Origin of the sequence: Butyricicoccus sp. OF10-2 (assembly GCF_003481925.1) — a bacterium.
Taxonomy (GTDB): Bacteria; Bacillota; Clostridia; order Oscillospirales; family Butyricicoccaceae; genus Agathobaculum; species Agathobaculum butyriciproducens.
In genome coordinates this window covers 83,024-94,950 of record NZ_QUMC01000006.1, presented here as the reverse complement: position 1 = coordinate 94,950, position 11,927 = coordinate 83,024, and the positions used below count along the sequence as shown (strand labels likewise).

Below are 11,927 nucleotides of genomic sequence, written 5' to 3'. Positions count from 1 at the left end.
GGTCCGCCCCTAAGCATATACAATTATATTTATCTAAGCGACAGAATCTCTGCCGGATGTTCAAACCTCATATCCGACATTAACTTCTCCGCCTCGGAGCACCCCCACAGGGCGAGGACGCTCTTGACGCCTGCACTTTTCGCGCACTGCATATCATATTCGCTGTCACCGATATAGACGGCGTCCTCGGGTTTACAGCCGAACCGACGCAGACACTCGAGCAGAGCGTCCGGCGCAGGCTTGGGATGCTCGACATCATCCGCACAGATGATCTCATCAAACCACGGCGTGAAGCCAATGGGTTCAATCCCCTGCTTGAGCTGCAAACGTGTCCGCGAGGTGACAATGCCACACGAACAGCCGGATTTTCTGAGTTCCTCTATCGTTTCGGGAATGCCGTCGTACATCGGGATTTCGTCCAGACGGTCATACGCCAGCGCTTCCCAGCGAGCCATGATTGGCTCAACCCGCTCGGCCGGAATGCCTAATTTCGCCAATGCGCGTCTGCCGGGCATACCGAAGGAGAAGATCAGCTGCTCGTAGGTGAACTCATAGCCGAACTCGGCAAGTGCAGTGCGCATGGCCCACTGATCTACCTTTGAGGAGTCGATCAGCGTGCCGTCAATGTCAAAAACAAAGTATTTCATGTGGTTTCCTCCATCTTTTTCGCCAAGGTAAATACCTCGGGTATAGTCCTGCTCGAAGGACTGAGACAGCTCTATGGTCGGCATAGCCTGCTCCGGCAGCGCCTGCGCACAGCTTTCGCGTATCCGCGCTGCCTTATCGGTCAGACGGGAATCGGCATACAGCACCACCCTGTCCGGATTGATGAGCGCCGCACAGCCGCAGATGACCTTGGTGAAATAGTCGCTTATATCCGCGCCTGCAAAGTGATTCTGCGCGTATTCGAGATTGTGTTCGATTGGAAGATAATGCAGTTCGCCGGCAAAGCCTGCGGCACCGCCCCAGACCTTTCCGTTCAGCACGATACCTGCGCCTGCACCCAGCTTGCCGATGTAAATGCACACAGCGGCTTTCGGTGCGGGCGTGTACTGCGCCGCGTAGCCTGCAGCCACGACCTGCATATCACGAGCCGCCATGCACGGCAGACCGGTTTTATCGTGAAGATACGCACTAAGGCTTACGCCCCGCAGCTCAGGGTAGCCGAAACTCTCGGTGACGATGCCGTTATGCATTGTTCCGGCAAAGCCGAGCATCACCGCTGCAAGCCGCGGGTAACGCGCCCTAACACGCATCAGAAGCGTGTCGAGAAATTCGCGCACATCGCCGGAGCAGGTCTGCTGTTCCTGTTCGAGCGGTGTACCGTCGAGGTCGCACACAAACCAGTGCAGCGTGTCCTGCTCCAGCCGCAGACACAGGAACAGCCGGTACTGCGGGTTCAGCCGGTACTGCATGGCGCAGCGTCCGCCAGTGGAGGCTGCCGTGCCGATTTCTTGCGCTTCTCCGCGCTCGACCATCTCATCCACAATGCGGCTGACGGTCGGAAAGCTGAGATGTGTCAGCCGCGCAAGATCGTTCTTGCCGGCAGAGCCGTGCTGCATCGCCTGCCGGAGCAGAGCTGTGTTCTCCCGCTTGAGTTTTCCTGTGTCTGCCATGGTGCACCTCTTTTCAAAATACTTTTTAATAGTATGTTAATTTCTACATACAGTATATCCTCTGTGGGCGGTTCTGTCAATGCTGAATTAGTAATTAAGCGTTAGGAATTGATGTGAGGGTTTATTTGCTGCGTAATATTGTCCTTTCTATTCCACCCATTGGCGGCTGTTGTAAATGCAGGCGTATGCATATACCAGATGAAACACAGCGTAAAATAACACCCGCAACATTAATTTACCATAGCTAATACACAATAAAACCAAAACCGCCTTTTCAGGCGGTTTTATTATTTTAACAAGGTCCTACAGCTGCCGGTTTGAGGCGGATTGACCTTGCAGGTCTGACAATATTTGAAACCCACGTTTGTCACTCCCTTTAGGAAGTGTTTGAGTTTATGTTGCTCGGGAGACCAATGGTCTCCCGAGCGGTTAGGTCTATGCAGATGGGTTAGCGGCGATGTGCAAAGCCAGCGTCCCCTATGGTATACCTTTAATAACAAGATAGAATCATGTGAAGAAGGGTAAATCGCTACGTCATCTTTACTATCCGATCTCCACTCTTAATTACACCGTTGATTTCCGCTTCGGCAGATTGAAGTCAATCCCGGTGAGCATTTTCACAATCCACAGCAGGAACAGCAGTACGAGCACTGGCAGCACACACGAGGTAACGATTAGCACGGCGAGTGCCTCCATAACATTGCTGAGCAGTTTTTCAAACTTTTCCGTCACACCGGAGACCGCATTCTGCACCGAGGACGTGATATCCGACCAGAAACCGTTCTTTTCGCTGTCTGAATCCGAGTCCGAACCCGCACTGGTATCGATATCATCCGCTGCACTTTGCGCGTCCTCAATGGTCTGCGACAGAGAGGTTTCATAGGTGGCCTCGATCATGCGCGATACTGTGATGCCGCCCGGAACAGCCAGCCAAACCGCCATGCCGAACAGCGCCAGCTTGAATGCGAGTTTCGCCAGAATCTCACTGCTGCGGAACTGACGGACGATGAGCAGCACGCACGCTGCCGGTAAAATAAACCGGAAAACCGCGTATCCGGTAATGGTGAGCAGATATTTCTCTAACATAATGGCACACAGCACGATCAGAAAATCCGACGTGAGATCAGCCAGCTTTTCCGCGATGGCGCTGCCTGTGTCTCCCGGCAGAGCCGAAACAGCTGCGGACGCTGCCGTGGAAGCCGCAGTCAGCTTCATCACAGTCGCCTGTTTTTCGTTTAAGTATTCAATGCTCGTCCGGTGCGTCTCCGGTGAGGACTGCCATCCCGAGATACCGAAAAAGCACCCGAGTCCGATCATCATCAGCAGCACACACGAAACGATTCGCTTTGTCAGTTCGTTCATTTTATCCCTCATCTCTATTAGAAAACCCCCAACGGTCAGACAGGCTAACGATTGGGGGTTGTTCACACTTATATGATTACTTGCTCCAGGCTGCCTTGGCTGCGCCTTCTTTGAACACCTCATGGAAGCCCTTGACATTGGCTGCAATGTCACCGCCGAACACGGCAGAACCTGCAACGATAACGTCTGCACCGGCGGCTACGATGTCAGCGGTATTGTTCAGCTTTGCGCCGCCGTCGATCTCCAGCTCGCACTTATAGCCGTTCTTCTGGATTTCCGCGCGGACAGCCTTGATTTTGTCCATGCACTCCGGGATAAAGCCCTGACCGCCAAAACCCGGCTCAACGGTCATGATGAGCACCATATCGCAGTACGGCAGCAGCGGGAACAGCACCTCAGCGGGGGTTTTCGGCTTGATAACGCAGGCTGCCTTGACACCGGCTGCGCGGATTTTCTTCAGCTGCTCAAGCGTATCACCGTTGGACTCGTAGTGTACGGTGATGATATCCGAGCCGGCCTTGATGAAGTCGTCCAGATACTGATCGGGGTCCGAGATCATTAGATGTACATCGAGCACCTTGTCGGTCGCCTTGCGCAGCGCCTTAACCACCGGAGCGCCGATGGTGATATTCGGCACGAAGTGACCGTCCATAACGTCAACGTGAACGTATTCCGCACCGGCATCGGTGGCAATTTTAATATCGCGTGCAAGATTTGCAAAATCTGCGGACAGAATAGACGGTGAGAGCTTGATTTCCATAACAGTTCCTCCTGTAACCGCAGAGTGTTCCACGGCATAATTTGATACCAGACGCGCCTGTGTGTTCAACCGGTTTGCACGGCGCCGTCTTTTTGAATACGAGGGCGGCATGTACAGTCGCCCTCCTCTTGACTTACATTATATCACACCTCTTTGGAAATTGAAAGAAAAGAGTGAGGAGTGGAGATCACCTCACGGTTTCATCTTCTTCCCACTGCTGCAGCTTGTCACATCCTGCGGTTTCCGTTTTTAATGAGCTATCCCCAGAAGAAGGCTGCACCACACCGTCAATTACCGTTTGCTAATTCCTGATTACTAATTTGTTCTAACGGTATAGAAAACTTCTCCATCGAAATCAACAATATTTTGTCGCCCTCACCGATTGATTTATCTGCGTGAAAAAGGTAGAATAGATGTATCATGCAATAAAGGAGCGAACACGATCATGAGCGTCAATCGTTGTTATTCCGAGAAAAAAAACGGCTTCGATGTCGAAGCACGCAGCCTGTTCTCCAGCCTGCACGACCTGTTGGAAATCAAAAACCTGACTCATGTGCGCTATCTCTGCCGCTACGACGCAGAGGGACTTGCACCTGAGACCTACGAGAAGGCAAAGGGCATCGTATTCTCCGAGCCTATGGCTGATGTGTGCTACGACGAGGACTTCCCCCGTCCGGAAGGCGCTCACACCATCCTTGCGGTAGAGCCGCTGCCCGGTCAGTTCGATCAGCGCGCCGATTCCTGCGCACAGTGCATCCAGCTGCTCACCGGCGGCGAACGCCCGACCGTTGCCGCTGCTAAAATCTACGTTCTGGAAGGCGAGCTCACTGCTGAGGACATGGACAAGATCCGCGGTTATCTGATTAACCCCGTAGACACCCGCGAGGCTTCGATGGCTAAGCCTGCAACCCTCAAGGTAGAGTACGCTATCCCGACCAGCGTGGCATCGGTTGTCGGCTTTACTCACATGGACGAGACGGCTCTCTCTGAGCTGCTGCATAATATGGGTCTGGCGATGGATCTGGACGACCTCAAGTTCCTGCAGACCTACTTCCGCGACACCGAAAAGCGCGACCCGACCATCACCGAGGTTCGCATGGTCGATACTTACTGGTCCGACCACTGCCGCCACACCACCTTCCTCACCCAGATCGATGACGTAAAGTTCGAAGATCAGATGGTGCAGGACGCATTTGACCGCTACATGGCTGCCCGCGTGGAGGTCTACGGCGAGGAAAAGGCTGCCAAGCGCCCGGTTACGCTGATGGACATGGGTACGATTGCGGCTAAGGTGCTCAAAAAGCGTGGCTACCTGAAGAATATCGACGAGTCCGAGGAGATCAACGCCTGCTCCATTAAGGTGAAGGCACTCGTGAACGGTCACTACGAGGACTGGCTGCTCATGTTCAAGAACGAGACCCACAACCACCCGACCGAGATCGAGCCGTTCGGCGGCGCTGCTACCTGCCTCGGCGGTGCGATCCGCGACCCGCTGTCCGGCCGCTCCTACGTTTATCAGGCAATGCGCGTAACCGGCGCGGGCGACCCGACCGTGCCGCTCTCTGAAACCCTCGAGCACAAGCTGCCGCAGCGCAAGCTGTGCCAGACCGCTGCTGCGGGCTACTCCTCCTACGGCAACCAGATCGGCCTTGCGACCGGCCTCGTACACGAGATCTACCACCCGGGCTATGTCGCAAAGCGCATGGAGATCGGCGCTGTTGTCGGTGCGGCTCCGCTGGAGAACGTCATCCGCGAGGTACCCGAGCCGGGCGACATCGTCATCCTGCTCGGCGGCAAGACCGGCCGTGACGGCTGCGGCGGCGCTACCGGCTCCTCTAAGAAGCACACTGAGGAGTCCCTTGAGACCTGCGGTGCTGAGGTACAGAAGGGCAATCCGCCTGAGGAGCGCAAGATTCAGCGTCTGTTCCGTGACGGCAATGTCACCCGCATGATCCGCCGCTGCAACGACTTCGGCGCGGGTGGTGTTTCGGTTGCCATTGGCGAGCTGGCCGACGGTCTGGACATCGACCTGAACGCTGTACCGAAGAAGTACGACGGTCTGGATGGCACCGAGCTGGCCATCTCCGAGTCGCAGGAGCGCATGGCTGTCGTTGTCCGCGCAAAGGACGTCGATGCGTTCATTGCGGCTGCGGCCAAGGAGAATATCGAGGCTGTTGTCGTAGCCACCGTTACCGACAAGAACCGCCTGTGCATGACCTGGAACGGTGTTAAGATCGTGGATGTTTCCCGTGATTTCCTCAACACCAATGGCTGCTCCAAGCACGTTGACGCAGAGGTTGGCGCACTGCCGACTCCGTCCATCTCCTGCGCTCCGGCAGGCAATTCCGAAAAGGAAAAGCTGCTGAACCACGCCTCTACCCTCGGCATCTGCCTCGAGCGCGGTCTGGTCGAGCGTTTCGACGGCTCCATCGGTGCAAGCTCGGTATTCATGCCCTTCGGCGGCAAGTATCAGCTGACCCCGACGCAGGTCATGGCGGCTACCATGCCGGCACTGAACGGTCAATGCGAAACCGCCTCTGTCATGGCATTCGGCTTTGACCCCTACTTCACCGAGCAGAACCCGTATCTCGGTGCTTCTTCCGCGGTAATCGAGTCTGTAGCTAAGCTGGTTGCTGCCGGCTGTGACTTTGAGACCGCATACCTCACTTTCCAGGAGTATTTCGAGCGTCTCGGCAAGGACCCGAAGCGTTTCGGCAAGCCGCTGTCTGCCCTGTTGGGCGCGTACACCGCACAGGAGAACCTGTGTCTGGCAGCTATCGGCGGCAAGGACTCCATGAGCGGCTCGTTCGACGATATGGACGTACCGCCCACGCTGGTTTCGTTCGCCATCGCGCCGCAGGACGCTTCCCGCCTGATCTCTCCTGAGTTCAAAGCGGCAGGCCATCCGGTTTACTTCTTCGACTCACCGTACAATCAGGACGGCACGCCGGATTACACCACGCTCAAGTTCATGTGGAACGAGGTCGCAAACCTGATTGCGTCCGGCAAGGCGGTTTCCGCGTGGGCGCTGTCCACCGGCGGTATCGCTGAGGGCGTGTGCAAAATGGCGCTCGGCAACAAAATTGGCTTTAAGATGGACGATTCCTTCCCGTCTGACGCGCTGTACCTCAAGAACTTCGGCGGCATCCTGATCGAAGCCGCATCCGAACTCCCGGCTTACTGGCTGGTCGGCTATACCACCGACGATGAGAAGATCACGGTTGCCGATGAGTCCGTCACCATCGACGAGCTGACGAATGCCTTCGAGGGCAAGCTCGAGAGCGTGTTCCCGACCAAGGCGGCTGCTTCCGACGAGCATCTGACCAAGGTTTCCTTCACCGAGCGCAATGTTTCCGCTCCGGCGGTCAAGAACGCAAAGCCGCTGGCGGTTATTCCGGTATTCCCCGGCACCAACTGCGAGTACGACACCGCCCGTGCGGTTGAGAATGCAGGCGGCGCAGCTGAGATCGTCGTAGTCCGCAACTTCTCCGCGGATGCCCTCCGCGAGAGCGCTGAGCAGCTCGAAAACTCCATCCGTAAGGCGCAGATGGTTATCCTGCCGGGCGGCTTCTCCGGCGGTGACGAGCCGGACGGTTCCGGTAAGTTCATTGCGTCCTTCCTGCGCGACGCAGGCATCAAGGATAGCATCCACGAGCTGCTGAACAAGCGCGACGGTCTGATGCTCGGCATCTGCAACGGCTTCCAGGCGCTCATCAAGCTTGGTCTGGTTCCCTACGGCGAAATCCGTGACGAGATGACCGGCGACGACCCGACGCTGACCTTCAACCTCATCGGCCGCCACCAGAGCCGCTACGCGACCACCCGCGTTGCGTCGGTCAAGTCTCCGTGGCTGTCCTCCTGCAATGTCGGCGACCTGCACTCCATCGCGTTCTCTCACGGCGAGGGCCGCTTCGTGGCACCGCAGAACATCATTGACGACCTGATCAAGAACGGTCAGGTAGCGTTCCAGTACACCGATCTGAACGGTGACCCGTCCATGGACATCGCGTGGAACCCGAACGGCTCCATGTGCGCGATCGAGGGTATCACCTCTCCGGACGGCCGTGTGCTCGGCAAGATGGGTCACACCGAGCGTTACAGCCCGTTTGTCGGCAAGAATATCTACGGCGAAAAGTATCAGCCGCTGTTCGCAAACGGCGTGAAATACTTTAAGTAAAGCCTGTGCAGAAAGCGCCCTCGGAGAGGGCGCTTTCCTATCAATAAATACAATATGAAAAAGCGGTTAAAAAATACTATAAGCGCATCATGCAAGACATTTTAGGATATATCAGTTCATCCCCATATTGGCGGCAAATTCTACGAGATACTCCTGCATTTCCCCAATAGTATTGGAGACTACCGATTTCTCACAGCTTGATTGTCATCTTGCTCATATTTGCCAACGAAATAGACTTTCTTTCGGCGTATATCGAACCGAGTTTGATCCTGTCAATAGTCACGAATGCTTGATCTTTGTATATGCGAACGACTCATTTTGTTCGCATCTTTGTGCCGTTTCCTTCAATAATCTTGATTATTTATAACAGGAGCACCTACAACAGAAATTTATACAGAGCGTGGTTTCTATAACAGCTCCTATGAATTGTCTTTTCATGATCTATCCAAATATTCTTTAACGTCAAAGAACAAACTTGCAATCCAAAAAACTTCGCAACTCACTTTCTTCCAATAACGAGGTATTTTTATGAACCCCTGTGAGCACAAAGTCCAATACTATGAAACCGATGGCATGGGCATCGTCCACCATTCGAACTACATCCGCTGGTTCGAGGAAGCGCGCGTGGACCTGCTCGAGCAGCTCGGCTTTGGCTACGACCGCATTGAAGAGACCGGTTACAGCGGTCCGGTGCTGGAGGTCTCCTGCCAGTACAAAACCATGTCGAAATTCGGCGAAACCGTGCGAATCGAAGCATCTATCACGCAGTACAACGGCGTGCGCATGACGCTGCACTATGATGTCTACGACAAGGCAACCGGCACGCTACGCTGTACCGGCGACAGCCGCCACTGCTTTATCAACGCCGAGGGCAAACCGGCTATCCTCAAGCGGTGCTGGCCGGAGTTTGACGCGGCACTGGCTGCAAATACTGTCAAAGAGTAAAAAAACCGTCATCTCTGCATTTGAGATGACGGTTTTTGCCTGTGTTATCCTTTATTCTCCACGCCGGTCAGGTCCTTAACAACTTCGCCTGCAATGATAAGACCCGCAACAGCAGGCACAAACGCAGTGCTGCCCGGAACCTGCCTGCGCTGGGTGCATTTTCTGGCAGTGCCCGGCGGGCAGATGCAGTTCTGGCGGCAGCTGATCGCCATATCGTCGATGGGCGTCATAGCCGGCTCCTTGGAGTACACGACCTTGAGCTTGCGGATGCGGCGCTTGCGCAGCTCATAGCGCATAACACGCGCGAGCGGACAGCCGGAGGTCTTATAAATATCCGTCACTTCCAGCTTGTCGGCGTGAATCTTGTTGCCTGCACCCATGCAGCTGATGATGCGCGTACCGGCCTTGGTTGCCTGCTCGATCAGCTCGAGCTTGCCGGTTACGGTGTCGATCGCATCCACAACGTAGTCATACTGGGTGAAATCGAACTGAGAAGCGGTCTCAGGCGTGTAAAAGGTTTTGTAAATGTTGACCTTGCATTCCGGATTGATATCGTGAATACGCTCGGCAGCGGCCTCTACTTTATACTGACCGACCGTCCTGCGGGTAGCGATGATCTGGCGATTGATGTTGGTCAGGCACACCTTATCATCGTCGATGAGGTCAAGTGTGCCGACACCCGAACGCGCCAGCGCCTCTACCGTGTAGCCGCCTACACCGCCGATGCCGAATACCGCAACACGCGCGTTGTACAGGCGCTCCATTCCCTGCTTGCCAAGCAGCAGCTCGGTTCTCGAAAATTGATTGAGCAAGTTTTTTCTCCCTTTCGTTCAGTTTTTCGCTTAGTTATAAGTATAACGGGGAATGCCTACTGTGTCAATAGGAAAGCTGTTGTTCCCCTGCACCGATTGACCGGGACACACGAACTGCGCAAGCGTCTTCGTCCCTGACGGGCGGGAAGTTTTTCGCTGAACCTCAGCGGGGAGTTGCGCTCTGCGGAGCGCGGGAACGTGCGCTGACGCCGCGCGGGCGCACAAGAGGATAGACACCTGCGGTTTCCACCCTCTTGTGAATCACCCCTTTCCCTTGGATAGTCTGGCGCAGATTACCGACATGTGACCGCTGCGAAAAGGGGAACGGCAGTCGGGTTACCGTTGCGTGTCTTTCTCCGCCTTTTCGCAGTTCACAGACAGCGTACTGCTACACATACGGTTAAATCCACGCAGGCGCAACACAAGGTGAATTGCCCGCAGGGCAAGAGAGGGTCCCCTGGGGGATACCCGTGTTGCGCAATTCTTTAACACGTTATACCGCATAGCACCTACGAATTTAGGCATTCGGTACAATTTATCTTCGCAGGCCCTATCTATCATAACGCGCTAACAAATTGTGCGGCACTGTCATGCCGCACCCAGCGTAGAATAGCCGACCTGTGTAGCAGAACACGATCTGACACTGCGAATAGGTAAAACAATGGGAGCACACTGTGCTCTCCTACGGTAGAAAAAATCCTCTTCCGTTTCCCTATTTCGCAGCGGTCGCCGATCTCTGGTCTGCGCCAGACTCGGAAACAAAGGGAAACGGGAGTTAAGAGGGTAGAAACCGTAGGTGTCTACCCTCTTGCCCACCGCGCGGGCGCGGCGTCAGCGTAGTTACACTCGCTTCCAAGCGACCAATGCCACTCCTGCCGAGATAAACTCCGTCACCCAGAACGCATGCCAAACGCCATTCGCACCCATCATCTTACACAGCACGACCGCGATCGGCAGAATGACCACGGTATACCGGCACAGCGAAATCACGAGTGACGCCGTACCCTTTCCGAGTCCTTCCAGTGCGCCGGATGCCGTAACCGAAACCGCCGAAACAAGAAATCCCACACAGATAATGCGCAGCGCATGTGCACCGATGACCACCGTCCGGACATTTTCGGTGAAAAGCGCCATCAGCGGAGACGCAAACGCCAGACACAGCACCGTGCCGATCATCATAATGCACGCGCACAGCGCAAGCGCTACCTGAAAAATACGGCTGACGCGTTCCCGCTCACCCGCACCGTAGTTGTAACCGATCACCGGACGCATGCCCTGAATAATGCCGCTCGCAGGCAAATACAGGAAAGTCTGCAATTTGTAATAGATGCCGAGCACGACCACATACGCCTGACTGAGCTCAGCCAGCAGCGCATTCAGACACGAGATGAGCAATGACGGCAGCGCCAGATTGAGTGCTGCCGGAATGCCGACTGCATACAGCCGTGCCGTGATGCCTCGAGCGCCGTGCAGCCCCTTGCGTGTGATATGCACGGACGCCGGCTGCAGCCGATATATCACCAGATAGAATGCCAGCGTTACCAGCTGGCCGATGCCGGTGGCGAGCGCCGCGCCGCGCATGCCGAGCCGCGGGAACGGCCCGATACCGAAGATGAGCAGCGGGTCCAGCACGATATTTGTTACGCAGCCGAACAGCAGCGCCGTCATGGTCACCTGCATGCGGCCCATCGCCTGATAAATCTTCTCGAACGCGAGACCGACCATGATAATCACCGAGAACGCGAACGCGATAGACGCGTACTGCGTACCCATCTCCGCTACCTGCTCAGAATCCGTGAACAGCCGCAGGAAACGCGGCATAACGGTGATGCACACGATCATGCTCACTACGCCGTGAACAACTGAGCACGCAATACCGCGCGTCGCCGCCGCGTCTGCCTTGTCGATCTCACCGGCACCGAGATGATACGAAATCACTGCGTTAATGCCCACGCCGAAGCCGATAGCGAGCGCGTTTATCAAATTCTGTACCGGATAGACCAGTGACAGCGCTGTTATCGCGTCCTCCCCTATTTTTGCAACAAACAGGCTGTCGATGATGTTGTACAGCGAGTTCACCAGCATGGAAACCACCATCGGCAGCGCCATTGAGAGCAGCAGCGGCAGTATCGGCTTTTCCCGCATAAAGCGTTGGTTCACGTTCGGTTCCTCCCTTTTGTGCAAATAAAAAACCGCACGACCGGAATCCCGGTCGTGCGGCGAAAAGAACATCTTGAGATGCTGTAAAAATCCAC

7 protein-coding genes are annotated in these 11,927 nt (G+C 55.3%); 2 read left to right on the top strand and 5 right to left on the bottom strand.

Going from position 1 to position 11,927, the window contains the following annotated elements; all coding sequences use genetic code 11:
• Nucleotides 1-29 precede the first annotated feature (29 nt).
• The 3 genes from DXB00_RS05250 to rpe form a co-directional block, all read right to left on the bottom strand.
• Nucleotides 30-1,616 carry an ROK family protein gene (locus DXB00_RS05250; protein ID WP_119214596.1) on the bottom strand — a complete coding sequence of 529 codons (1,587 nt, stop codon included), beginning with the start codon at nt 1,614-1,616 and terminating at the stop codon, nt 30-32.
• Nucleotides 1,617-2,180: 564 nt separating this feature from the next.
• A complete protein-coding gene (locus DXB00_RS05245; RefSeq protein WP_118729817.1) occupies nt 2,181-2,978 on the bottom strand; it encodes a hypothetical protein in 798 nt (265 codons plus the stop codon).
• Between the two features lie 76 nt (nt 2,979-3,054).
• Nucleotides 3,055-3,738, bottom strand: a complete 684-nt coding sequence (gene rpe, locus DXB00_RS05240; RefSeq protein ID WP_117750831.1) for a ribulose-phosphate 3-epimerase — start codon at nt 3,736-3,738, stop codon at nt 3,055-3,057.
• Nucleotides 3,739-4,183: 445 nt separating this feature from the next.
• Here rpe and DXB00_RS05235 point away from each other — a divergent pair, with 445 nt between their 5' ends.
• Both DXB00_RS05235 and DXB00_RS05230 read left to right on the top strand, forming a co-directional pair.
• The gene (locus DXB00_RS05235) at nt 4,184-7,915 is read left to right on the top strand and encodes a phosphoribosylformylglycinamidine synthase (protein ID WP_199677295.1); all 3,732 of its coding nucleotides are present in this window, start codon (nt 4,184-4,186) and stop codon (nt 7,913-7,915) included.
• 528 nt (nt 7,916-8,443) lie between these two features.
• Nucleotides 8,444-8,860 (top strand): acyl-CoA thioesterase, encoded by a 417-nt coding sequence (locus tag DXB00_RS05230; protein ID WP_118729816.1) that lies wholly within the window; start codon nt 8,444-8,446, stop codon nt 8,858-8,860.
• A 44-nt stretch (nt 8,861-8,904) separates the two neighbouring features.
• Here DXB00_RS05230 and DXB00_RS05225 read toward each other — a convergent pair whose 3' ends face one another.
• Both DXB00_RS05225 and DXB00_RS05220 read right to left on the bottom strand, forming a co-directional pair.
• A complete protein-coding gene (locus tag DXB00_RS05225) occupies nt 8,905-9,672 on the bottom strand; it encodes a tRNA threonylcarbamoyladenosine dehydratase (RefSeq protein WP_118729815.1) in 768 nt (255 codons plus the stop codon).
• An 840-nt stretch (nt 9,673-10,512) separates the two neighbouring features.
• Nucleotides 10,513-11,832, bottom strand: coding sequence for an MATE family efflux transporter (locus DXB00_RS05220; protein WP_118729814.1), 1,320 nt, complete (start codon nt 11,830-11,832; stop codon nt 10,513-10,515).
• Nucleotides 11,833-11,927 lie beyond the last annotated feature (95 nt).